The 24,164-nt window shown below is 57.1% G+C and carries 21 protein-coding genes; 9 read left to right on the top strand and 12 right to left on the bottom strand.

Annotation, left to right across the window (positions count from 1 at the left end; genetic code table 11):
* Positions 1-16: 16 nt before the first annotated feature.
* The 4 genes from ACMGG3_RS12290 to ACMGG3_RS12305 all read right to left on the bottom strand — a co-directional run bounded on the left by ACMGG3_RS12290 (position 17) and on the right by ACMGG3_RS12305 (position 4,412).
* Positions 17-718, bottom strand: coding sequence for a DnaA inactivator Hda (locus ACMGG3_RS12290; RefSeq protein ID WP_212479862.1), 702 nt, complete (start codon positions 716-718; stop codon positions 17-19).
* A 95-nt stretch (positions 719-813) separates the two neighbouring features.
* On the bottom strand, positions 814-2,103 hold the full coding sequence (uraA, locus tag ACMGG3_RS12295) for a uracil permease (RefSeq protein WP_014171128.1): 1,290 nt from the start codon (positions 2,101-2,103) through the stop codon (positions 814-816).
* Positions 2,104-2,189: 86 nt separating this feature from the next.
* Entirely contained in the window at positions 2,190-2,816 is a 627-nt protein-coding gene (gene upp / locus ACMGG3_RS12300) for a uracil phosphoribosyltransferase (RefSeq protein ID WP_020883061.1), read from the bottom strand.
* Positions 2,817-2,981: 165 nt separating this feature from the next.
* Entirely contained in the window at positions 2,982-4,412 is a 1,431-nt protein-coding gene (locus ACMGG3_RS12305) for a 6-phospho-beta-glucosidase (RefSeq protein ID WP_020883060.1), read from the bottom strand.
* Between the two features lie 266 nt (positions 4,413-4,678).
* Between ACMGG3_RS12305 and purM the strand changes: the two genes are divergently transcribed.
* The 4 genes from purM to ppx all read left to right on the top strand — a co-directional run bounded on the left by purM (position 4,679) and on the right by ppx (position 10,186).
* Positions 4,679-5,716 carry a phosphoribosylformylglycinamidine cyclo-ligase gene (purM, locus tag ACMGG3_RS12310; protein ID WP_020883059.1) on the top strand — a complete coding sequence of 346 codons (1,038 nt, stop codon included), beginning with the start codon at positions 4,679-4,681 and terminating at the stop codon, positions 5,714-5,716.
* Positions 5,713-6,354, top strand: a complete 642-nt coding sequence (gene purN, locus ACMGG3_RS12315; protein ID WP_014171132.1) for a phosphoribosylglycinamide formyltransferase — start codon at positions 5,713-5,715, stop codon at positions 6,352-6,354. The genes purM and purN overlap by 4 nt, the downstream gene beginning before the upstream one ends.
* 229 nt (positions 6,355-6,583) lie before the next feature.
* Positions 6,584-8,644, top strand: coding sequence for a polyphosphate kinase 1 (ppk1, locus tag ACMGG3_RS12320; RefSeq protein ID WP_014171133.1), 2,061 nt, complete (start codon positions 6,584-6,586; stop codon positions 8,642-8,644).
* 3 nt (positions 8,645-8,647) lie between these two features.
* Positions 8,648-10,186 carry an exopolyphosphatase gene (gene ppx / locus ACMGG3_RS12325; RefSeq protein ID WP_241189750.1) on the top strand — a complete coding sequence of 513 codons (1,539 nt, stop codon included), beginning with the start codon at positions 8,648-8,650 and terminating at the stop codon, positions 10,184-10,186.
* A gap of 4 nt (positions 10,187-10,190) precedes the next feature.
* On the opposite strand, the gene ACMGG3_RS12330 is transcribed toward ppx, so the two are convergent.
* On the bottom strand, positions 10,191-12,431 hold the full coding sequence (locus ACMGG3_RS12330; RefSeq protein WP_078774689.1) for an EAL domain-containing protein: 2,241 nt from the start codon (positions 12,429-12,431) through the stop codon (positions 10,191-10,193).
* 370 nt (positions 12,432-12,801) lie between these two features.
* On the opposite strand from ACMGG3_RS12330, the gene ACMGG3_RS12335 reads away from it, so the two are divergent.
* Positions 12,802-12,972: a YfgG family protein gene (locus ACMGG3_RS12335; RefSeq protein WP_020883056.1), complete on the top strand. Its 171-nt coding sequence runs from the start codon at positions 12,802-12,804 to the stop codon at positions 12,970-12,972.
* On the opposite strand, the gene ACMGG3_RS12340 is transcribed toward ACMGG3_RS12335, so the two are convergent.
* Complete coding sequence (locus tag ACMGG3_RS12340; RefSeq protein WP_014171137.1) at positions 12,969-13,859, bottom strand: LysR family transcriptional regulator; 891 nt, start codon at positions 13,857-13,859, stop codon at positions 12,969-12,971. The genes ACMGG3_RS12335 and ACMGG3_RS12340 overlap by 4 nt on opposite strands.
* A gap of 97 nt (positions 13,860-13,956) precedes the next feature.
* On the opposite strand from ACMGG3_RS12340, the gene ACMGG3_RS12345 reads away from it, so the two are divergent.
* The 3 genes from ACMGG3_RS12345 to ACMGG3_RS12355 all read left to right on the top strand — a co-directional run bounded on the left by ACMGG3_RS12345 (position 13,957) and on the right by ACMGG3_RS12355 (position 16,484).
* On the top strand, positions 13,957-15,150 hold the full coding sequence (locus ACMGG3_RS12345) for an MFS transporter (RefSeq protein WP_032680502.1): 1,194 nt from the start codon (positions 13,957-13,959) through the stop codon (positions 15,148-15,150).
* 111 nt (positions 15,151-15,261) lie between these two features.
* On the top strand, positions 15,262-15,729 hold the full coding sequence (locus tag ACMGG3_RS12350) for a DUF6130 family protein (protein WP_394246823.1): 468 nt from the start codon (positions 15,262-15,264) through the stop codon (positions 15,727-15,729).
* Between the two features lie 11 nt (positions 15,730-15,740).
* Positions 15,741-16,484 carry an alpha/beta fold hydrolase gene (locus ACMGG3_RS12355; RefSeq protein ID WP_032680500.1) on the top strand — a complete coding sequence of 248 codons (744 nt, stop codon included), beginning with the start codon at positions 15,741-15,743 and terminating at the stop codon, positions 16,482-16,484.
* Positions 16,485-16,529: 45 nt separating this feature from the next.
* Here the strand turns inward: ACMGG3_RS12355 and ACMGG3_RS12360 are convergent, their stop codons facing one another.
* Positions 16,530-16,976, bottom strand: coding sequence for a winged helix-turn-helix transcriptional regulator (locus ACMGG3_RS12360; protein ID WP_073396230.1), 447 nt, complete (start codon positions 16,974-16,976; stop codon positions 16,530-16,532).
* Between the two features lie 113 nt (positions 16,977-17,089).
* Here ACMGG3_RS12360 and ACMGG3_RS12365 point away from each other — a divergent pair, with 113 nt between their 5' ends.
* A complete protein-coding gene (locus ACMGG3_RS12365) occupies positions 17,090-18,307 on the top strand; it encodes an MFS transporter (RefSeq protein ID WP_414149211.1) in 1,218 nt (405 codons plus the stop codon).
* A 41-nt stretch (positions 18,308-18,348) separates the two neighbouring features.
* On the opposite strand, the gene iolB is transcribed toward ACMGG3_RS12365, so the two are convergent.
* Genes iolB through ACMGG3_RS12390 form a run of 5 tightly spaced genes read right to left on the bottom strand, consistent with a single transcriptional unit; the run spans position 18,349 to position 24,163 of the window.
* Positions 18,349-19,161: a 5-deoxy-glucuronate isomerase gene (gene iolB / locus ACMGG3_RS12370; RefSeq protein ID WP_063156696.1), complete on the bottom strand. Its 813-nt coding sequence runs from the start codon at positions 19,159-19,161 to the stop codon at positions 18,349-18,351.
* Positions 19,162-19,170: 9 nt separating this feature from the next.
* A complete protein-coding gene (gene iolE / locus ACMGG3_RS12375; protein WP_414149212.1) occupies positions 19,171-20,061 on the bottom strand; it encodes a myo-inosose-2 dehydratase in 891 nt (296 codons plus the stop codon).
* 14 nt (positions 20,062-20,075) lie between these two features.
* Complete coding sequence (locus tag ACMGG3_RS12380) at positions 20,076-21,980, bottom strand: bifunctional 5-dehydro-2-deoxygluconokinase/5-dehydro-2-deoxyphosphogluconate aldolase (protein WP_394246817.1); 1,905 nt, start codon at positions 21,978-21,980, stop codon at positions 20,076-20,078.
* A 12-nt stretch (positions 21,981-21,992) separates the two neighbouring features.
* Positions 21,993-23,126 carry a Gfo/Idh/MocA family protein gene (locus ACMGG3_RS12385; RefSeq protein ID WP_020883047.1) on the bottom strand — a complete coding sequence of 378 codons (1,134 nt, stop codon included), beginning with the start codon at positions 23,124-23,126 and terminating at the stop codon, positions 21,993-21,995.
* An 8-nt stretch (positions 23,127-23,134) separates the two neighbouring features.
* On the bottom strand, positions 23,135-24,163 hold the full coding sequence (locus tag ACMGG3_RS12390; protein ID WP_014171147.1) for an ABC transporter permease: 1,029 nt from the start codon (positions 24,161-24,163) through the stop codon (positions 23,135-23,137).
* Between the last annotated feature and the right edge of the window lies 1 nt (position 24,164).

The raw sequence follows: 24,164 nt of genomic DNA on the forward strand, positions 1-24,164 counted from the left end.
GAGGGAGAAAAGCGCATCACAGCTTCAGAATATCTTTCACAAAAGGAATGGTCAGCTTGCGCTGCGCGGTAATCGAAGCGCGATCGAGCTGATCGAGCGTATCAAAGAGCGTGCGCATTTCCCGGTCCAGGCGCTTGAGCAGGAAGCGCCCCACGTCTTCCGGGAGTTCAAAGCCGCGCAATCTTGCGCGCAGCTGTAACGCCTGAAGTTTGTCTTCATCCGACAGCGGCTGCAGCTTGTAGATTTGCCCCCAGTCCAGACGGGAAGCCAGATCCGGCAGCCCCAGATTCAACTGGCGCGGCGGACGATCGCCGGTGATCAGCAGCCGGGTTTTCCCCGACTCCAGAATGCGGTTATAGAGGTTAAAGATCGCCATTTCCCATGGCTCATCCCCCGCCACACATTCGATATTATCGATGCAGACCAGTGAGAGATGTTCCATTCCCTCCATGACTTCAGGCACAAACCAGGTACGTTTATCCAGCGGCACATAGCCTACCGCATCACCCCGCGCGGAAAGCTCCGCACAGGCGGCATGCAACAGGTGGCTGCGCCCCGCGCCTTCGCGTGACCAGATATAGATGTATCCGCTGTGTTCCTGACGCAGCACGTTTTGCAGTGCAGCCAGTAAAGAGGGGTTATCACCCGGCCAGAAACTCGCAAAAGTTTCGTCGTCAGGGAGATAGAGTGGCAGAGAGAGCTGTGCCGGTCCGTTCAGAAGTACCTCAACCAGATCTTACATAAAATCGGCGGTGAGTTTAGCACGGAACGTGCAAGGAGAGAACCGGGCGGATCGTCCGCCCGGTTTTACGATCAATGTGACGCTTTTTCGCTGTCTTCAGCATCCAGCACCACTTCTTCCGGGCGCAGGACGGAGATCAGTTTGAAGATCAGGCTCAGGCCCACACCCACGATGGTCGCCAGCGCCATGCCTTTCAGTTCAGCCGCACCGATGTGCACCTTCGCGCCGCTCACGCCGATGATCAGGATCACGGAGGTGAGGATCAGGTTTTGCGCTTTGCTGTAGTCCACTTTCGATTCAATCAGCACGCGAATACCGGACGCGCCGATCACACCGTACAGCAGCAGAGAGACGCCTCCCATTACCGGTACCGGAATGATCTGGATAGCCGCCGCCAGTTTGCCCACGCAGGAGAGCAGGATGGCGATGATTGCCGCGCCGCCAATAACCCAGGTGCTGTAGACACGGGTAATCGCCATCACGCCGATGTTCTCACCGTAGGTGGTGTTCGGCGTAGAACCAAAGAAACCGGAGATAATGGTAGAGAGGCCGTTGGCAAACATCGAGCGGTGCAGACCCGGGTCGCGGATCAGGTCACGTTTAACGATGTTTGCCGTCACCACCAGGTGACCTACGTGCTCAGCAATAACCACCAGCGCCGCGGGCAGGATCGTGAAAATGGCAAACCATTCAAAGCGCGGCGTATAGAAGGTTGGCAGTGCGAACCAGTGCGCTTCAGCAATGGGCGTGGTATCAACAACGCCCATCACGAAGGAGAGCGCATACCCCGCCAGCACACCGATCAGGATCGGGATAATTGCCATAAAACCGCGGAACAGCACGGAACCAAATACCGTTACGCCCAGTGTCACCATCGAGATAATGATGGTTTTGGAATCCGGTGACTGCCCGTCAGCAGGCAGCAGGCCGGCCATATTGGCCGCCACGCCCGCCAGCTCCAGACCGATGACGGCGACAATGGCCCCCATTGCGGCAGGCGGGAACATAACGTCCAGCCAGCCGGTACCGGCCTTCTTCACAATGAAAGAGACCAGGCAGAACAGGACGCCACACATAATGAAGCCGCCCAGCGCCACTTCATACCCCAGCGGCAGCAACAGCAGAACCGGTGAAATAAAGGCGAAGCTTGAGCCGAGATAGGCAGGGATTTTGCCTTTACAGATAAAGAGGTAAAGCAGCGTACCCACACCGTTGAACAACAGCACGGTAGCCGGGTTAATGTGAAACAGGATTGGCACCAGCACGGTTGCGCCAAACATGGCGAACAGATGCTGCAGACTAAGCGGGATTGTCTGTAAAAGCGGCGGTCTTTCACTCACCCCGATAGCACGGCGCGTCATAGTGTTTTCCTCTGAGTAGTATTGTTGTTGGCGTTTTATTCAAAAAAAAGCCGACTATCAAAGTCGGCTTCATTATCGTTATTCGATTATTTAGTACCAAAAATCTTATCGCCGGCATCGCCAAGCCCCGGGATGATGTACCCGTGCTCATTCAGCCCCTGGTCGATAGACGCGGTATAGAGTTCGATGTCCGGGTGCGCTTTTTCCAGCGCCGCGATACCTTCTGGTGCGGCAACCAGCACCAGCACTTTGATGCTGCTGCAACCGGCTTTTTTCAGCAGGTCGATGGTGGCAATCATTGAACCGCCGGTCGCCAGCATCGGGTCAACCACCAGGGCCATACGTTCGTCGATGTTAGACACCAGCTTCTGGAAGTACGGTACCGGCTCCAGGGTCTCTTCGTCGCGGTAGACCCCGACCACGCTGATGCGCGCGCTTGGCACGTGCTCCAGCACGCCTTCCATCATGCCGAGGCCGGCACGCAGGATGGGCACAACGGTAATTTTCTTACCTTTGATCTGCTCAACCTGAACCGGGCCGTTCCAGCCCTCGATGGTCACTTTTTCCGTTTCCAGGTCAGAGGTCGCTTCATAGGTCAGCAGGCTGCCGACTTCAGAAGCCAGTTCGCGAAAACGCTTCGTGCTGATGTCATGCTCACGCATCAGGCCCAGCTTGTGTTTAACGAGTGGGTGCTTCACTTCCACAATCTTCATTCTCTTTCTCCTCTGAGGGGGCAACCGCAAAAAAATCGCGGGATTATACCGCTTTTTTCGGATTGCACCATACCCAACTTGCTTGACGTACATCAAGCAAAGTGTTTTAGAGGCAAAAAAGCCGGAGGGCAAGCTCCGGCTTTTTGCGTTTTTACTCTGCTAGAATTAAAGAGTGTCGCCGTTGCTGGCTATCACCTGCTTATACCAGTCAAACGACTTCTTCTTACTGCGGTTCAGGGTGCCGTTACCTTCATTGTCTTTGTCGACAAAGATAAAGCCGTAGCGTTTTTTCATTTCACCCGTTCCGGCAGACACAAGGTCGATACAGCCCCACGGGGTATACCCCATCAGATCAACGCCATCTTCGACCACCGCTTTTTTCATTTCGCGGATGTGCGCGGCAAGGTAATCAATACGGTACTGGTCATTTACCGAACCGTCGCTCTCCTGCACGTCGATGGCGCCAAAGCCGTTCTCCACGATGAACAGGGGCAGCTGATAGTGATCCCAGAACCAGTTCAGGGAGTAACGCAGGCCCACCGGATCAATCTGCCAGCCCCAGTCAGATTTCTGCACGTACGGGTTGGAGACCAGGCTCTTACTTTCGTCGTAATCCAGCTCCGGGTTATCCGCCGTCGCTTTGGTGGCGAAAGACATGTAATAGCTAAAGCCAATGTAATCGACACACCCCTGCGTCAGCGCCGCGTTATCTTCTTCTGTGATATCCAGCGTGAAACCGCGACGAGCAAAGTAGTTAAGCAGATGCTGTGGGTACTTGCCGCGCACGTGGACATCGGTGAACCAGTAGCGACGGTGCATGGCATTCATCGCCATCATCATATCGTCCGGGGCACAGGTCAGCGGATAGATTGGACACATGGCAATCATGCAGCCGATCCGCAGCGACGGGTTAATGTCGCGCCCGGCCTTCACCGCCAGGGCACTGGCCACCAGCTCATAGTGTGCCGCCTGGAACATCACCGGTTCGCGGTCTTCGCCCGGCTCGTACTTCAGACCGGAGTTGGTAAACGGTGCAAAGTCTTCGTGGAAGTTAGCCTGGTTATTGATCTCGTTAAAGGTCATCCAGTACTTCACTTTATGCTGGTAACGTCTGAACACAACCTCCGCAAAGCGAACAAAGAAGTCGATCAGCTTACGGTTACGCCAGCCACCGTATTCGGTGACAAGGTGGAACGGCATCTCGAAATGGGAAAGGGTAATAACCGGCTCGATGCCATACTTCAGGCACTCGTCAAACAGGTCGTCATAGAATTTCAGGCCAGCTTCGTTAGGCTCCAGCTCGTCCCCTTTCGGGAAGATACGCGTCCAGGCGATGGAGGTACGGAAGCATTTGAAGCCCATCTCGGCAAAGAGTTTGATGTCCTCTTTATAGCGATGGTAGAAATCGATGGCTTCATGGTTAGGGTAATTTTTCCCTGGCAGCACGCCGTTGGTGATTTCACGCGGCACGCCGTGCGCGCCGGCGGTCATCACATCGGCAACGCTGATCCCCTTACCGCCCTCGTTCCAGCCCCCTTCCAGCTGATGCGCTGCGACCGCACCACCCCACAGAAAATCTGCTTTGAATCCAGACATACACTTTCCCTCATTCTGCGTTATTTTCTGCAAAAACAATTACAGAAACCGGTTTCATTATGATGATGTGCAAAGGGGCTTTATGTTGCAAGGAGAAAACCGAAACCGGTTTCATTTTCGTGAACAGACTCAACTTTGGGCGCATTCGCAGGGCCTGCTGAAAAAAAAATCCTCTCGCCGAGAATAGGCTCGCAAACGTTTGCCTGGACTGTTAGAATTGCGCCGATTTTTCTTACTAGCTATGCAATCGCGTGGGGACTTGAGCCGTGACCAACAAAACTTCTCTCAGCTACAAAGATGCCGGTGTTGATATTGACGCAGGTAATGCGCTGGTTGACCGAATCAAAGGTGTGGTGAAAAAAACCCGCCGCCCGGAAGTGATGGGTGGTCTGGGTGGATTCGGCGCACTGTGCGCGCTGCCGCAAAAATATCGTGAACCTGTTCTGGTCTCGGGTACTGATGGTGTAGGGACGAAACTGCGCCTGGCGATGGATTTAAAACGTCACGACACGATCGGTATCGATCTGGTCGCGATGTGTGTTAACGACCTGGTGGTTCAGGGCGCAGAGCCGCTGTTCTTCCTGGATTACTACGCGACCGGAAAACTGGACGTGGATACCGCAGCAAGCGTCATTAACGGCATTGCCGAAGGGTGTCTGCAGTCTGGCTGTGCGTTGGTCGGTGGTGAAACCGCCGAAATGCCCGGTATGTATCACGGCGAAGATTATGACGTCGCAGGCTTCTGCGTTGGCGTAGTAGAAAAATCAGAAATTATCGACGGCAGTAAAGTGGCTGATGGTGATGTGCTGATCGCGTTGGCCTCCAGCGGCCCGCACTCGAACGGCTACTCTCTGGTGCGTAAAATCCTCGACGTGAGCGGCAGCGATCCACTGACCACCGAGCTTGATGGCAAGCCACTGGCTGACCATTTGCTGGCGCCGACCCGCATCTACGTGAAAAACGTGCTGGAGCTGATCGAGAAGGTTGACGTTCACGCCATTGCCCACCTGACCGGTGGCGGCTTCTGGGAAAACATTCCGCGCGTACTGCCGGACAACACCCAGGCGGTGATTGACGAATCGTCCTGGCAGTGGCCGTCCGTCTTTAACTGGCTGCAGACTGCGGGCAACGTGAGCTCACACGAGATGTACCGCACCTTTAACTGTGGCGTGGGCATGGTTATCGCGCTGCCAGCAAGCGAAGCGGATAAGGCGATTAAACTGCTGACCGACAAAGGTGAAAACGCGTGGAAAATCGGTATTATCAAAGCATCCGATTCCGAACAGCGTGTGGTCATTGAATGAAAAACATTGTGGTGCTCATTTCCGGTAACGGAAGCAATTTGCAGGCGATAATTGACGCCTGCAAACAGAAGAAAATCAACGGCACCATTCGGGCAGTATTCAGCAATAAGGCCGACGCGTTCGGCCTTGAACGTGCCCGGGAAGAGAACATTCCCGCGCACGCGCTGGAAGCCAGCCAGTTCTCCGGACGTGAAGCGTTTGACCGGGAACTGGTTCAGGAGATTGATGCCTATGCGCCTGACGTTGTCGTGCTGGCGGGGTATATGCGTATCCTGAGCCCGGCATTTGTCGGGCACTACGCTGGTCGTCTGCTGAATATCCACCCTTCCCTCCTGCCGAAGTATCCCGGCCTGCACACCCATCGTCAGGTTCTGGAAAACGGCGATGAGGAGCACGGTACCTCCGTGCATTTCGTTACCGACGAGCTGGACGGCGGGCCGGTGATCCTGCAGGCAAAGGTGCCGGTCTTTGAAGGTGACAGCGAAGACGACGTTACCGAACGCGTGCAGACGCAGGAACACGCCATTTATCCTCTGGTGGTAAGCTGGTTTGTTGACGGGCGTCTTCAGATGCGCGACGGTGCCGCCTGGCTGGACGGCGTCAGGCTCCCTGCACAGGGTTATGCCGCTGACGAGTAGTTTGTTTGATGTGCCCGGCGGCGCGACGCCTGCACGGGCCTGTGGTCTTCACTGTCGGGTGAGCACCGCGCTTCCCGACATGCCCTTCCCCCAACCCTCTAAAATCCCCCAGAAAAAAAATAACTGTCATACTTTTCTGGCACTGTTGGACATATCGTGGAAATGCTCGCCATAATAAGGACGAGACGGATTTACCACGTCCTGTGATTGAACTGGAGTGTGAGCTGTAATGGGTCAGGAAAAGTTATATATCGAGAAAGAGCTAAGCTGGTTAGCATTCAACGAACGTGTACTCCAGGAAGCGGCAGACAAAAGTAACCCGCTTATTGAGCGTATGCGTTTTCTGGGGATTTATTCCAACAACCTGGATGAGTTCTACAAGGTTCGCTTTGCCGAACTGAAACGGCGAATCATCATCAGCGAAGAACAGGGCTTAAACTCTCACTCGCGCCATCTGCTGGGCAAAATTCAGTCGCGCGTATTGAAAGCCGATCAGGAGTTTGACGGCCTGTATAACGAACTGCTGCTGGAAATGGCACGCAATCAAATCTTCCTGATTAACGAACGTCAGCTTTCTGTTAACCAACAAACCTGGCTGCGTCACTATTTCAAACATTACCTGCGCCAGCACATTACCCCTATTCTGATCAACCGCGAAACCGATCTGGTGCAGTTCCTGAAAGATGACTACACCTACCTCGCGGTGGAAATTATTCGTGGCGACACGATTCGTTACGCATTGCTTGAGATCCCGTCCGATAAGGTGCCGCGGTTTGTGAACCTCCCGCCGGAAACCCCGCGCAGACGCAAACCAATGATCCTGCTCGATAACATCCTGCGTTACTGCCTGGACGACATCTTTAAGGGCTTCTTCGATTACGACGCGTTAAACGCCTACTCCATGAAGATGACCCGTGACGCCGAATACGATCTGGTGCACGAGATGGAAGCCAGCCTGATGGAGCTGATGTCATCCAGCCTGAAACAGCGCCTGACGGCGGAGCCGGTGCGCTTTGTTTATCAGCGCGATATGCCAGATGCCATGGTGGAAATGCTGCGCGACAAGCTGACCATTTCTCGCTATGACTCCATCGTGCCGGGCGGTCGTTACCATAACTTTAAAGACTTTATTGGCTTCCCGAACGTCGGCAAGGCCAATCTGGTGAACAAACCGCTGCCGCGTCTGCGCCATCTCTGGTTCGATAAATTCCGCAACGGTTTCGACGCCATTCGCGAGCGCGATGTCCTGCTCTACTATCCGTACCATACGTTTGAACACGTGCTGGAACTGCTGCGTCAGGCTTCGTTCGACCCGAACGTACTGGCGATCAAAATCAACATCTACCGTGTGGCAAAAGATTCCCGCATCATTGATGCGATGATCCATGCGGCGCATAACGGCAAAAAAGTGACCGTGGTGGTTGAGCTGCAGGCACGCTTCGACGAAGAGGCAAACATTCACTGGGCGCGCCGTCTGACGGAAGCCGGTGTCCACGTTATCTTCTCAGCACCTGGGCTGAAAATTCACGCCAAGCTGTTCCTTATCTCCCGTAAAGAGGGGGAGGACGTGGTGCGTTATGCCCACATCGGTACCGGGAACTTTAACGAAAAAACCGCGCGAATTTATACCGACTACTCGCTGCTGACTGCCGATGCACGCATCACTAACGAGGTTCGCCGGGTGTTCAACTTTATTGAGAACCCGTACCGCCCGGTCAGCTTCGATTATCTGCTGGTCTCGCCGCAGAACTCACGCCGCTTGCTGTACGACATGATCGATAAAGAGATTGCCAATGCCCAGAAAGGGCTGTCGTCGGGCATTACGCTGAAACTCAACAACCTGGTCGACAAAGGGCTGGTGGATCGTCTGTATGCGGCGTCCAGCTCCGGCGTTCCGGTCAATCTGCTGATACGCGGTATGTGCTCACTGATCCCTGAACTCGAAGGCATTAGCGACAATATTCGCGTGATCAGCATTGTTGACCGCTACCTGGAACACGATCGGGTCTATATTTTCGATAATGCGGGTGATAAACAGGTCTATCTCTCCTCTGCAGACTGGATGACGCGCAATATTGACTACCGAATTGAAGTCGCGACACCGCTCCTGGATCCGCGGCTGAAGCAGCAGATCCTCGATATCATCGAGATTCTGTTCAGCGATACGGTGAAAGCACGCTATATCGACAAAGAACTCAGTAACCGCTATGTACCGCGCGGCAATCGCCGTAAAGTGCGGTCGCAACTGGCGATTTACGACTATATCAAATCACTCGAGCAACCCGATTAACCTATGCCGATAAATGATAAGACCCCACGCCCGCAGGAATTCGCCGCGGTCGATCTTGGTTCTAACAGTTTCCACATGGTCATCGCCCGTGAGGTGGATGGGGCGTTGCAGATCATCGGTCGTCTGAAGCAGCGTGTACACCTGGCGGATGGTCTTGATGAGCGCAGCATGCTCAGCGAAGAGGCAATGGAGCGAGGCTTAAACTGCCTGTCGCTGTTTGCTGAACGCCTGCAGGGCTTCTCGCCCTCCAGCGTATGCATTGTGGGCACCCACACGTTGCGCCAGGCGCTGAATGCGCCAGAATTCCTCAAGCGGGCCGAAAAAGTGATCCCCTACCCCATTGAGATCATCTCCGGTAACGAGGAAGCCCGTCTGATTTTCATGGGTGTTGAACACACTCAGCCGGAAAAAGGACGCAAGCTGGTCATCGACATCGGCGGCGGCTCTACGGAACTGGTGATCGGCGAAGATTTTGAGCCGCGTCTGGTCGAAAGCCGTCGTATGGGCTGCGTCAGCTTTGCGCAGATGTATTTCCCGGGTGGCGCAATCAGCCGCGAAAACTTCCAGCGCGCGCGCATGGCCGCTATCCAGAAACTGGAGAACCTGGCCTGGCAGTACCGTATTCAGGGCTGGAACGTAGCGCTGGGCGCATCGGGCACCATCAAAGCGGCACATGAAGTGCTGCTGGCGATGGGTGAAAAAGATGGGTTTATCACCCCAGAGCGCCTGACCTTGCTGACCGAAGAGGTGCTGAAACATAAAAGCTTTGACGCCTTAAGCCTGCCGGGTCTTTCCGACGAGCGCAAAGCGGTATTCGTACCGGGGCTGGCTATTCTGTGCGGCGTATTTGATGCGCTGGCAATTAAAGAGCTGCGTCTTTCCGACGGCGCGCTGCGTGAAGGTGTGCTGTATGAAATGGAAGGCCGTTTCCGCCATCAGGATATTCGTAGCCGCACCGCACAAAGCCTGGCAAACCAGTACAATATCGACCGAGAACAGGCGAAGCGCGTGCTGGAAACAACCGTTCAGATATACGACCAGTGGCAGGAGCAGAACCCTAAGCTGGCGCATCCGCAGCTTGCCGCCCTGCTGAAATGGGCAGCGATGCTGCACGAAGTGGGACTGAATATTAACCACAGCGGAATGCACCGCCACTCAGCCTATATCCTGCAAAACAGCGATCTGCCTGGCTTCAACCAGGAGCAGCAAACCATGATGGCGACCCTGGTGCGCTACCATCGTAAAGCCATCAAGCTTGACGATCTGCCGCGTTTCACGCTGTTTAAGAAGAAGCAATTCCTGCCGCTTATCCAGCTGCTGCGTCTCGGCGTCCTGCTCAATAACCAGCGTCAGGCCACGACCACCCCGCCCACGCTGAAGCTCAAAACGGATGACAACCACTGGACCCTGAGCTTCCCGCCAGACTGGTTTAGCCAGAATGCGCTGGTGCTGCTGGATCTGGAAAAAGAACAGCAGTACTGGGAAGCGGTCACCGGCTGGCTACTCAAAATCGAAGAAGAGAACTCAGACGTCGCGGCGTAACCCCTCAGGCCTCGACCGGCGACGCCTCTGCTTCCAGCAGTGACTCAAGCGCCACCGGTCTGCCAATCAGATAACCCTGTACATAATCGATACCTAGCGCGTGAACCGCGCTACGTATCTCTTCTGTTTCGACATACTCCGCGACCACCAGCATTTTCTTCATTCGCGCCAGATGGCAAATCGAGGCCACTATCTGATAGTCCAGACTGTTGTTGACGATATTGCGGATAAAGCTTCCGTCTATCTTAAGGATATCGGCGTCCACGCTTTTCAGCCGCGCGTAGCTCGCATAGCCGGTACCGAAATCATCAATCGCAATGCGTACCCCCATTTTTTGCAACTTCCTGAGGGTATGTAACGCCTGCTCACCACTGCCGAAGGTGCTGCACTCGGTCACTTCAAATATCAGCTGCCAGGGTTCGACGGCGTATTTCGCCAGCAGACGACTCACCTCAGCCGGGAACTGCGCACGGCACACGGTGGAAGGGCCCAGATTAATGGCAAAACGCTGGCCGGGCAGATGTACCCGATGCTCTGCCAGGAAGCGTAGCGTGTTCTCCAGTACCCACAAATCAACCCGCGACGACAGGCCAAACTCCTGGGCGACGGGCAGGAATTGCAAGGGAGAGAGCAACGCCCCGTTTGCATCCGACATCCGCAGCAACACCTCGTGGTAGCAATCGCCCCGCACGCCGCAAACCGGCTGGACCAGCAGAGTAAACGCGTTACTGTCGAGCGCACTTTGCAGACGGCTCATCATCGCAACCTTGTCCTTCAGGCTACGCTGGAGATGGACAGCACCGCGCTGCTGCAGATTTTCCGGATGGTTGGTCGAAATCGACAGATCGGCAATTACCCCCAGTTCACCGAGGACCAGATAGAGATGGGTCACCGGTGAGCGCACATAGCAGTAGCTCACGCCCACCTGAGGCTGCAGCGGCATCCCATCCCAGACAAAGCGGAACTGTTTAATATGCTCGTCCAGCGCCTCAATGCGTTGCTGGTGCGATTCCGCGTTAAGGCGAACCGCCAGGTCACAGCCGGTGAGGTGATAGACCCGCTCACTGGGCTGCAAGGTGCCATTGACCCACTGCGCCAGCTGCTGTTTATACAGGATCCGCAACAACACTCCGTAATTTCGGCCCAGCACCTCCAGCTCCGGAATGCGCAGCAGACAGAGCGCCGACCACGGGTTTTTAGCAAGATCGCGCGACAAGGCCCGCAGGTTCGGCATATGGACAACCGGGTCGAGTAGCGCCAGCCTGCGGGAACGTTTATTCGCGGCGCGCTGGCAGGTGGCCAGCATCGACATGTAAATCACCACAAACGAAAAGACCAGATAGCTGGAAGAGGTAATTGCCAGCTGAATGTCATACCCGGACTGTTGAGGGATATAGCGGTAAAAATAGTGAATAGACACCAGCAGCACCGGGGTCCAGATAAGCGACATCAGCTTATAGCCAAACCGCATCGCTCCCCAGAGCATCACCGGCATCAGCAACGACAGGGTGTAGTTGGTGGTGAAAATCGAGCTGTTTTCGTTCATCGGGAGCAGCAGCAGGGTAAGCAGCCCGCCAAGCGCAATGGCCCACAGCAGAAATTCAATGACCGTCACCTTTTTGTCTATCTGCATTCGCACCTGCGAGACAAGACTTCTGATATACCGCGGATGGCGAATCAGACGGATCAGTAAATAGCTTAACGGCACGCCCGTCAGCCCGCTGACCAGCAGCGTCTGATAGTTAATCAGCGTGCGAATATTAAGCGGGGTCAACCCCTCCAGGCTCTGACGGCTCTCATACACACCCAGATAGAGGGCAAACTGAAACAGCAGCAGAAACAGCGTCGCGGGGCAAAAGGCCTGCCAGAAGATACGCTGCGCCATCAGTCTGACATCCCCGTAAGCCGTCATGCTGCGTCTGGGCGCAAACACCCGATACCCTCCCCAGCTGAGCACAACAGGGACAATAAAATGAAAAATGCCGGCGATGGTTTCGAACAACCCAACCGACGGGTAGTAGCGGATGAACAGTGACAATACGATGCCGGGAAGCGCTTCCAGACCAAAAAACATCATCACCGAAAGCAGAAAGGAGAGAGGTAAATAATAGAGTGCCACCAGACCATCGCCCAATCGGGTAAAGGTATTGGCAACGCTTAATACAGGCAGTAAACCCACCGGTAAAATAAGCGGTAAAGCCCACCAGCGGTCTTTATTGTTTTTCAGGAAAGAAATAATGTTCATAGATGCCCGTTTAAACCCCTTTCGCTCCAGAGGGAAATGAAGACAGGCATCCAACCTGACGTACCTGCCGCCCGACAACGTGCGGGGCGAACAGTATGGAGGTGGGATTTTAAATACCAGGCCAGGGAAACCGTTGACTTAAATCAAACTAATTTACTCAAACGATCCTTTCTTACATTTTTTTTGAAATAGTTTTCTTCATATTATCAATATGGTAAATGCAATTATTAATTTCAATAACATTAATTAATGTAACTATTGACGGTTATTTACACATTTGCGAATTGACCCTCTCTTCCCGCTGTGCCTTAATATCCCTGTCGCCCAAAAGGGCATGCCCAGGAAAAACACAGTGAGTCAGGCCACGCGTATGCGAAAACGACATCAGTTCAACACCCGGATGACCCGCATCATACTGCTTATCAGCTTCCTGTTCTTCTTCGGCCGCTTCGTATACTCCTCTATTGGCGCCTGGTATCACCATCAGGACAAGGCCCAGTCACAGCAATCCAGCCTGACCGTTGATTCAGCCGATCGCTAGCGCGTCGAAGGATTTTGTAATATCCGAATTATCCCTGCTATTCCTTTGCTCAGGATTTTATCCTGGCGCATCACCACAGCCAGCTGTCGCTGCAGCACGGGCGTGAGCGACATCACGCATAGCCCTTCGCGGTCAGCCGCCAGGTCTACGGCCATACGCGGCACGATACTGTAGCCAAGCCCCGCACGTACCATCCGCTTGATCGCCTCGATGCTGCCCAGTTGCATCACCGGCGTGAGGATTCGCCCCTCGGCCGCAAACCAGCCGTCGATCAGCGCCCGGGTGCCGCTGCCTGATTCAAAAGCAATGAATGGCTGCGCGTGCAACGCAGCGGGCGTCAACGACTGAAAACCATCCTGCTGGTCCAGCGACGCGATAAAAACAAACTCTTCGTCCATCACCGGCGTAACGTCGAGCGCTCTTCCGCTCACCGGTAACGTCACCAGCCCCATATCAAGTCGGTTTTCTTCAATTGCCCGGACGATGTCGAGCGTATTGCCGGTCGTCACGCCCACTCTGAGAAGCGGATAGTCACGCCCGAGCTGCTGCAACAGCGGCGGCAGAAGATGAATGCAGGCCGTTGCGCCCGTGCCAAGCGTAATGGTGCCACTCACGTCGTGGCTGAACTCACTCACGGACCGAATGGCTTCATCCACCGCCTGCTGAATACGCTCCCCGTGCACCAGCAACGCCTGCCCGGCAGCCGTGGGTTTGATACCCCGCCCGGTACGCTCTACCAGCCGGGTTTGCAGAAACTGCTCCAGCTGGCGGATTTGCAGGCTGACGGCCGGCTGGGAAATGCCCAGCAGGTCCGCCGCCGCGGAAAAACTGCCGCGCTGGATAACCAGACGGAACGTCGCGAGATAGCCCAGGTTGAGCGTTGTCATTCAAAGTTTCTCTTATACGGCGCATAAGGTGGCTGACCTGCCAGCACAATAGCGCGCTCGCTATGCTCAGGACAACTGCATAACGGAATGAAAAACAATGAAAACACCTGCCCTTCCCCGTCACCTCGCCCTCCGGGCAGGTTGTCATCAGCTTATCAACTGGGGGATCTCGTTTTATATGCCCGGGACCTTTGCCCAGGCGATTGTGGCCGACCGGGGGTGGTCATCACCGCAGCTCTACCTCGGCCTGACGCTGGCGATGCTGGTAATGGCGATGGTCTCCCCTTTTGTCGCCCGACTGCTGGCGTACGCTGGCGGGCAGAACGTGGTGATGAGCGGAACGTTACTGATTGCCGCAAGCTGCGCGGGCATGGCATATACGCAGACGCTGTTCGGCTGGTACGGTGCCTGGCTGGTTGCCGGTATCGGGATGCGGCTGTCGCTGTATGATGCGCTGTTCGCCGCGCTGGTGAACCTGTACGGCCAGCAGGCACGCAGAACGATCTCGCGCATCACGCTCGCTGGCGGTCTGGCATCAGCGGTTTTTTGGCCGCTGGGTGATGGGCTGCTGAAAGTGATGAGCTGGCAACACGCATTGCAGATCTACGCCCTCTTTGGCCTGCTGAGCGCGGTGCTGATTCGCACGCTTCCCCACCAGCGGCTGGCGGCCCCCCCGCACGTTACCGCGCCGCCCGTGCGCGAGGAACGGCGTAACGGCTGGCGGTATGCCACGTTTATTGCCCTCATGACCTTTGTCTCTAACGGCACGTCCACCCATCTGCCAGAGTTTATTGCCAGTTTTGGCCTGCCGGTCGCCATCGGCATGCTGTGGGGAGTTGGCCAGACGGGCGCACGCGCCACGGAGGTGCTGGCGGGTGCACGCTTAACCCCGCTCAACCTGACGCTCCTGACCGCCCTCGCCATGCCGCTCTGCTTTGTTATCGGGTTAAGCAGCTCGCTGTTTGTCGGGTGTGCCGCTGGTTTTGTGCTGGGCTACGGCGCCATCAACGGGCTGATGACGATAGTAAAAGCCACCCTGCCGCTGACGCTTTTCAGCGCCGAAAGCTATGCCCGCCGCACCGGCATGCTGCTCATTCCCGCACAGCTTATGGCCGCGGCATCGCCGTTTGCCTATGCGTGGCTAAACAAAACGCTGGGGATCGCCGGCGCAATGTGGGTTTCCACCGCGCTGACGCTGGTGATTGCCGGGCTGGCGATAGCGATTGTGCGCAGTGCCGACCCCGCGCGGAATGATGAAATGTATCCCACTGTATCCGGAGCGCCACGCTGACAAGCCGGTACAAAACGCCGTTCCCCGCAAACATCCCGGATACATAAAAATGGTTTTCTGTCTCTGTCATTGTTTGAAACCGAATTTGAAACCGATTGAGGAGAGACTCAGATGATCCGTCGTTATTTACTGCTCCCTGCACTTGTTCTGGCGTCAGCAACCTGCTCCTGGGCCGCACCGCTGGATAACCTCAGAGCTGCCGACGTCAACGGCCCTGCCGCTGTTGCCCCGCTGGAACGTCCACAGCCGGCCGCTAAGCTGATTGTCGATCCACCGCTTGCCGGCCCGCTGAGCAAGGGGGCGGTCTTTATTCAATACCGGGCTGAAAACCTGCGCATCGAGCCGGTATTCGGGCCCGATGCGCTGAAGGTCACACCACGTATCGGCCATATCCATGTCGTGGTGGATGACGCCCCCTGGCACTGGGCCGATACCAGCGGAGAGCCAATCATTCTGGTTGGGTTACCCGCCGGGAAGCATAAAGTGACCATAATTCTGGCCGACCCCACGCATAAACCCATCGACCATAAAACCATTGAATTCACCGTACCGCCTCACGCAACGGTCCATCATTTTTAAGGAGCCAGGCAATGAAAGCACGCTTTGTACTGACGGCGGGTCTGCTGGCGCTTTCAGCCAGCGCCTTTGCTGAGAGCAAAACCAGCGTGGTGCTGGTCCATGGCGCGTTTGCCGATGGCAGCAGCTGGAACAAGGTCATTACCCGGCTGCAAAAACAGCATACCGAGGTGATTGCCGTCCAGCTGCCGCTCACGTCGCTTAAAGATGACGTTGCCGCCACCCGGCGCGCCATTGCACGGGCGCAGGGCGATGTGGTGCTGGTAGGTCATTCCTGGGGCGGAACGGTGATCAGCGAAGCGGGCAACGATGCACGGGTAAAATCCCTGGTGTACGTAGCGGCCTTTGCGCCTGATTCCGGCCAGTCGACGGCGGACCTGGCGGGAAGTTACCCACCGCCAGCGGGGAGTGCGGATATCGCAAAAACGGCAGACGGGTATTTGTATCTCCCGCCAGAAGCCGTGATGAAAGACTTCGCACCGGATGCAGGCGCCGTTGAACAGCAGACCATTGCAGCCACTCAGGGGCCGATCAAGGCCGACGCGTTTGCGGAAAAAGTGAGCCATGCGGCCTGGCATGAAAAGCCAAGCTGGTTTGTGGTCAGCAAAAATGACCGGATGATTAACCCGGAGCTTGAACGTGCGATGGCGAAAACGATCCACGCGAAAACCACGGAAGTGGCAGCAAGCCACGTGTCGATGGTGAGTCAGCCGGATGATATTGCCCGCACGATTGAGCAGGCAATAACAAACCATTAAGAATGACACAACAGCCCGCGTATCGCGGGCTTGCAGAGCGTCGGGTTACGTCACTTTCTGCACCTCAGTATCTTGCGCCTTCAGCGCCGTTCCATCCTGCGCTGCTGGCGCCATCAGGGGAACCGGCTTGCCGGTACGCCTGTCGATCAACAGCGAGTGGCGCTCCCCGCGCTCAAACAGATGCTGCTCTCCCCACTGGCGAAGCGCAACGACGATGGGAAACAGGCTTTCGCCTTTGTCCGTCAGGACATATTCCTGATACGACGTACCGTCTGACGCCCCCTGCATCGCGAGAATGCCCGCGTCGACCAGCTTGCGCAGTCGGTCAGCCAGAATGTTACGCGCAACCCCGAGATCCCGCTGAAAATCCCCGAAACGGCGCATGCCGTCAAAAGCATTACGCACAATCAGAAGCGACCAGCGATCGCCAATCAGATCGACGCTGCGGGCAACGGGACAAAATTCCTGTTCAATCGGTTTACGAGACGGCACAGCGTTACCCCGGCAGGTCAGTCAATAATAACTGGTTGCATTTTAAAACTGCATAACCTAGCCTTCAACTGGTTTCTTTTTAAAACCACATTACCCAGGGCGAGGATTTGAACATGTCACACGCGTCACCACTACCGTCAGATCGAAAAACCGGGCACGTCCGCTCAGGCGACATGCCGCGTAGCCTGGTGTGGCTGTTCGCCCTCGCCAGCGGCTTAAGCGTGGCCAACGTCTATTACGCACAGCCGTTGCTTGACGCGTTGTCCAGAGACTTTGGCATCAGCCAGGGTGCCATTGGCGGCGTGGTCACCGCCACGCAGATTGGCTGTGCTCTGGCTCTGCTGTTCGTGGTTCCTCTGGGCGATAAAATGGATCGCCGGCGCCTGATGGCGCTACAGCTTGTCGTACTGGTCGCCGCTCTGGTCGCGGTCGGCATGGCGCAGACGTCAACGATGCTGCTGGTGGGTATGCTCGCCACCGGCATGGCAGGAACGGCCATGACGCAAGGGCTTATCGCCTATGCCGCCAACGCCGCGTCGCCGCATGAGCAAGGCCGCGTTATTGGTGCGGCACAAGGCGGGGTATTTACGGGCCTGTTAGTGGCCCGCGTCGTCTCCGGAGGCATCAGTGATATCGCGGGCTGGCGTGGCGTGTATCTCTCTGCCGCCGGGCTGATGGTCATTATTGCGTTTCCGCTGTGGTGGAGGCTGCCCCGCTTGCCTGCGGTGCCTGAAACGATGAGTTACCCGCGCCTGATTCACTCAATGCTGACCCTGCTGCGGGAAGAAAAAGTCCTGCAGGTGCGCGGCGTACTGGCTTTACTGATGTTCGCTGCGTTCAATATTTTCTGGAGCGCCCTGGTGCTGCCGTTAAGTGCCCCACCCTATAACTTATCGCATACCGCCATTGGTGCTTTTGGCCTGGCCGGAATGGCAGGCGCGTTAGCGGCAACCCGGGCCGGAGAGTGGGCCGATCGAGGATATGCCCGGCGCACCAGCGCGGCTGCACTGGTCTTGTTACTCCTGGCCTGGTGGCCGATTTCACTGATGGACCGTTCGCTCGGCATTTTGCTCATTGGCATCGTGCTGCTCGATTTGGGCGGGCAGGCGCTGCATGTCACCAACCAGAGCCTGATCTTTCGTGCCCGCCCCGAGGCGCATAGCCGGCTGGTCGGGCTTTATATGCTGTTTTATGCTGTCGGCAGCGGTCTGGGCGCGCTGAGCACCACGATGACGTATGCCATCGCGGGCTGGCAGGGCGTCTGCCTGACTGGCGCAGCGGTGAGCCTGGTGGCGCTGGTGTTCTGGTGGGTAACGCGCAAGACAGGATAAGGGTGATAAAAAAAGCCCGCGGGGTGCGGGCTTCTGCAACGTCAACGTGGATAGTCGCGGTTGATCCACGCGTGATCGTCTTCCCAGGTGAACATCCATTTTCGCACCGGACCGGCCATCACGTTGAGATAGTAGCTGTCATAACCAGCCAGCGTCGCCACCGGATGGTACCCCTTCGGCACCATCACCACGTCGCGGTTATAAACGGCCATACACTCATCCAGCGACCTGTCGTCAGTATAGACCCGCTGCATGCAGAACCCCTGCCCGGGATTGAGGCGGTGATAGTAGGTCTCCTCCAGGTAGGTTTCCTGCGGTGGATTATCCGTATCGTGCTTATGGCTCGGGTATGAACTGGTGCAGCCTTCGTGGGTCCAGACCTCAACCACCAGCAGGCTGTCGGCGGGTTGATCTTCCGGCAGAATGTTGTGCACGTAGCGCTGGTTATGGCCTTTGCCGCGCGCCTGCGCGTCGATATCCTGCGGAGCGATAAGCCGTGTCGGGAAGGTCCCTTTGCCGGGTGCGGCACAGACCGCCAGCTCCAGCGTCGTCAGCGCCTTAATCTGCACCGTCTCCTGCGGCGTGACGTAGACCGCCCAGGGCTTTATGCGCTCAAACGGGCTCATCCGCTCGCCGATGTCAGTAAACTGCGCGGTAGGTGTGCTGACAGAGGCTCGTCCAGCCACCAGCACCAGACAGCGCTCTTCGCTGACGGCGGGCAGCGTCAGCGTCTGCCCTTCCTGCAGTTCATACGCTTCAAAGCCAACGTATCCCCAGCCCGCGCGTTCCGGCGTGACGGACTGGGTACGGCCCTCCGCACTCGGCGGTTGCCAGCGTGATAACAGACGTGACATGTCACCTCCTCAGATAAGCCCGGCGTCGCGCGCCAGACGGCTCAGGTTGTTATACCCCAGACGGGCGTAGATCAGCGGGTGAGCGATAGCAGGATCCTGCTCCGCCTCCACCACCAGCCAGCCGTGATAATCCTGCGCCTTCAGCAGTCGCATGATGGGCGGATAGTCCACGCAGCCGTCACCCGGTACGGTGAAGACCCCACTCAGCACCGCATCAAGGAAGCTGGTTTTGCGGTTTTTGACGTCCGCCAGCACGTCGGCGCGCACGTCTTTACAGTGAACATGGTTAATGCGCGATGCCCAGCGCTGGGCCACCGCCAGCGGATCAGCCCCGGCAAAGGTCAGATGGCCCGTGTCCAGCAGCAGGCCCACCTCTTCACCGGTATGGGTCATCAGATTATCGACATCTTCAGCGGACTCAATGACCGTTCCCATATGGTGATGGTAGGCAATCTGCACCCCCTGCTGCTGCGTGTAGCGGGCAAAAGCGGTCAGCTTCTCGCCGTACTCTTTCCAGCGCGCGTGCGGGAAGCGCGGGCGAAGATGAACCGGCGTCTGTTGCTCGCCGTGAATACAGCCGCTCACTTCGGCGAATACCAGCACCTTTGCCCCCAGTTCGCGCAGCAGCGTCAGGTGGGACTGCACGGCGGCAATCTCCTCCTCCACGCTACGCTCCAGCAGACGCCCTGAATACCAGCCGGAGACCAGCTGCAGATCGTGGCGCTGCAAAATGGGGCCAAGCAGGCGCGCCTCACGCGGGAATTTATTGCCCAGTTCGAAACCGGCAAAACCGGCCTCTTTCCCTTCGCTCAGACAGGTATCCAGCGGCGTCTCCGCGCCGAGTGAAGGCAGATCGTCGTTCGTCCATGTCAGCGGGTTAATACCTAATTGCACACTCATTGTCGTCTCCTGAATTATGCGTGTCCGCGCTCGCGCCACCAGGCGATAAGCTGCAGGTAATTGTCCCGGATGCGTGCCACCAGCTGCGCATCGTCAATATCGTGTTTCAGCCATGCACGGGACGCATCGCCAAACAGCGTGCGTCCTACGGCAAAGCCCTTCACCAGCGCGTGTCCCGAGGCGGCTTTAAAATCAGCACGAAGCTGCTCAGCCGGGGCGTCCAGCCCGAGGATCACCACGCCACGACAGTGTGGATCCCGACGTTCAATAATCTCGCTCAGCGCCGTCCAGCCCTCGGCAGAGAGCGGCGGCAGTTTCCACCAGTCGGGATAAATCCCCAGGTTGTAAAAACGCGAGATGGCGCGCAGGTAAAGCTCATCGCTGCGCGGCATGCTGGCAGGCAGGATCACCTCCAGCAGCAGTTCATGACCGGACTGGCAGCAGGCGTGGTAGACCTCTGCGATTTTCTGCTCCTGCTCCAGACGCAGGCCGTGCGCATCTTCCGGATGGAAAAAGACCAGGCATTTCACCACATGCTCCTGCGGCCAGCTGATGAGCTGCGTGCCTATGTTACCGTGCTCCATCTCCAGCGGCCGGGAGCCCGGCAGCTCAATAGGGCGGCCTATCCACCACCCTTCACCGGTAATCGCGTTCAGGGCATCCTGACCAAAAGTACCGTCACACAGCAGGCCGGCTTTGCCCTCAAGCCCTGCGCTGCTGGCCGCCTCACGGCTGGCCTGCAGAATAAGCTGCTTGAGCGCCGGGATGCGCTTCAGGGATGCCCCGCACTGCAACGCCATATCTTCCAGCTGGCTGCGATGATCGAAGGCCATCACGCACAGCTCCGGCCACTCGCGGCGGCGGGTGGTGACGCGGTGCAGATGGTTCAGGCGCGCGTCAAGATCGGGACGCGGCACCGACGCCGCACGCCTCAGGTAGTCGTCCAGCTCAGCCTTACTCGGCATCGCCGGGGCACAGCCGTGGCGGGAAACCACCAGCGCGCCACACGCGTTGGCATAGCGGCAGGCCTGCTCCCAGCCTTCGTCGTTAAGGTAGCCGCGCAGCAGGCCGGACATAAACGCGTCGCCCGCACCGAGCACGTTCAGCACCTCAACGCGCACGCCGGTCACCGTCAGCCCCTCATCCAGCCGGGGCGGTATAGCGTCGGTGTACACCGAACAGCCAAGCGCGCCACGCTTGCAAACTAGCGTAGCGTTACTCACGGCGCGCACGCGACCCAGCGCCTGCAGGGTATCGGTACTGCCACCTGCAATGTGGAACTCTTCTTCGGTGCCGACAATGACGTCGAAAAGGTGCAGCACCTCCTGCAGTTCACGGGTCACGTTTTCTGCGGCAATAAAGCGCGTCTCCCCGTCCCCTAATGAGGTCAGCCCCCACAGTACCGGCCGGTAGTCGATATCCAGCACCGTACGAACACCGTGACGGCGGGCATAGTTAAGCGCCGTCAGCACCGCGTCACGGGTCTGAGGGTGCGAGAGATGGGTCCCGGTGATGGCAAGGCACCGTGCGGAGGCAATATAGCGTTCATCCACATCGCTGGCCGTGATGGCCATATCCGCGCAGTTATCGCGATAAAAAATCAGTGGAAAGGTGTCCCGGTCTTTAATGCCGAGGAGCACCAGCGCCGTCAGGCGTTCTTTGTCGGTGATCAGATGGCTGGTATCGCAGCCCACCTGGTGTAATTCTTCTCGCAGGAAGCGTCCCATATGTTCATCACCGACGCGTGCCAGCATCGATGAGCGCAGCCCCTGACGCGCCGTCCCGTAGGCCACGTTGCCGGACGAGCCGCCGAGATATTTCGCGAAGCTCGACACATCTTCAAGACGGGCACCAATTTGCTGACTGTAGAGGTCTACCGCCACGCGGCCCATGCATATCACATCAAACTGCTTTTCCACGTTGATACCTCATCAGACAATGTCGTTCACGTTCAGCCAGCGGCCTTCCTGGTGTGAGAGTGCGATGGCGTCCAGCACCCGCGAAACCTTCCATCCCTCTTCAAAGTCCGGCCACATCGGCACATCAGCGGCAATACCGTCGACCAGGTCGCGTACTTCCACCGTTTTTTGATCGTTAAAGCCGATACCATGGCCCGCTCCCATGCAAAACGCGCCATAGTCCGGATGTGACGGACCCACGAGCAGCGTGCGGAATCCCTGGCGGTTTACCGGGTCGTCATGCAGATAGAGCTTCAGTTCCGCCATCCGCTCCTGGGTAAAACTGATGGCCCCTTTGGTGCCGGTTATCACATACGACAGTCCCATCTTGCGCCCGCAGGCGACGCGGGACGTTTCAATCACCCCTTGTGCTCCGCCGGCGAAACGGACCATCGCGTGCGCCTGATCTTCATTTTCAACCGCAACGTTTTGCGACGAACCGGCCTGCGCCGGGCGCTCAGGCACAACAATTTTTAAATCACCGCAGACCTGCTGAATGTCCCCGACCAGATACTGCGCCATGTTGACGATATGCGCCGCCAGGTCCCCCAGTGCACCCAGCCCGGCGGTCTCTTTAAAACAGTGCCAGTGAATGGGAGAAAGCGGGTCGGCCATATAATCTTCGTTGTGGGTACCGTAGAAGTGGATCACCTCGCCAATCTCGCCGCGGGCGATGATCTCTTTCGCCAGCTGTGCCGTCGGGTTTTTCATGTAGTTAAAACCCACCAGCGTTTTCACCCCTGCCCGCTTCGCGGCGTCCACCATTTCACGTGCGTCATGGGCATTCAGCGCCAGCGGCTTTTCCGAGTAGACATGCTTACCGTGGCGAATGGCCTCCAGCGCCATCTCTTTATGCAGATGGTTGGGCGAGCATATATCCACGACATCAATCGCCGGGTCAGCCACCAGTGCCCGCCAGTCGCCGGTTGAGCGGTTGAAGCCAAAGGCCTGCGCCCGCTCTGCCGCCAGCGCGGGCGTCACTTCCGCCACCATCTCGCGCACCAGTTTGCCGCGCAGGGTAAATACCGTCGGCGCCTGGGCATAGGCGATGGCATGTGCCTTGCCGATATACCCGGTGCCAATCAATCCAATACGAACCTCTTTCATCCTGATCCTCACAATGCGCCGCGACGGCTCTTGGCATAGGTGTCGAATGCCACCGCCAGAACGATAATTAATCCGGTGATTATTTGCTGGTAATAGGCCGAGACGTTCATCAGCACCAGACCGTTAATCAGGATCCCCATAATGATGGAACCGATGATGGTGCCGCCGATGCGTCCATAGCCGCCCATCAGCGAAGTGCCGCCGATGACCACCGAGGCGATAACGCGCAGTTCAAAGGAGATCCCGGCGACCGCTTCCGCACTGCCAAGACGAGCGCTGAGAATGAAGCCCGCCAGTCCCGCCAGACAGCCAATCAGCACATAGACACTCACCAGCACGCGCTTCACGTTGACCCCCGCCAGGCGCGCTGCCTCCGGGTTACCGCCGATGGCATAGACGAAGCGTCCCCAGCGGGTTTTATGCAGCGCCAGGTACCCGCCAAGCGCCACGATGGCGAAAATCCAGATTGGAATGGAGATGCCAAGCAGCTCCCCGCGTCCCCACCAGCGGTAACCCGGGTCGAAACCTGCAATGGGCGCGCCGTCGTTGATCACCAGCGTCAGGCCACGCCAGATGGTCATCCCGCCGAGCGTGACGATAAACGGCGGCAGGCGCAGGCGGGTTACGCCCAGGCCGTGCAGGAAGCCAATCGCCGTGCCCATCGCCAGACAAATCCCCAGCCCAATCAGCCAGCTCATGCCGCCCCAGGCGTTCGGATCAACGGTGGTGAAGTTGTCGCCCTTAATCACGTATGCGGCGGTCATGGCGCAGACCGCCAGGATGGAGCCGACTGAAAGATCGATACCGGCAGTCAGAATGACGAAGGTCATCCCCACGGCCATGATCCCGTAGATGGACACCTCGGTCAGGATGTTGAAAATATTGCGTTCAGAGAAAAAATTGCTGTTCTGCGACTGAAAGAAAATCAGCAGCAGGATCATGAAAATCAGTACCCCGAAGCGCTCGAAGAAGGCGATGGGATCGAGGCGTCCGCTGCGTTTCACCGGAACCTGCGTTTTAGAAATCATCTGCGTCATG

Source organism: Enterobacter sp. BNK-18 (assembly GCF_047456135.1).
Lineage (GTDB): Bacteria > Pseudomonadota > Gammaproteobacteria > Enterobacterales > Enterobacteriaceae > Enterobacter > Enterobacter ludwigii.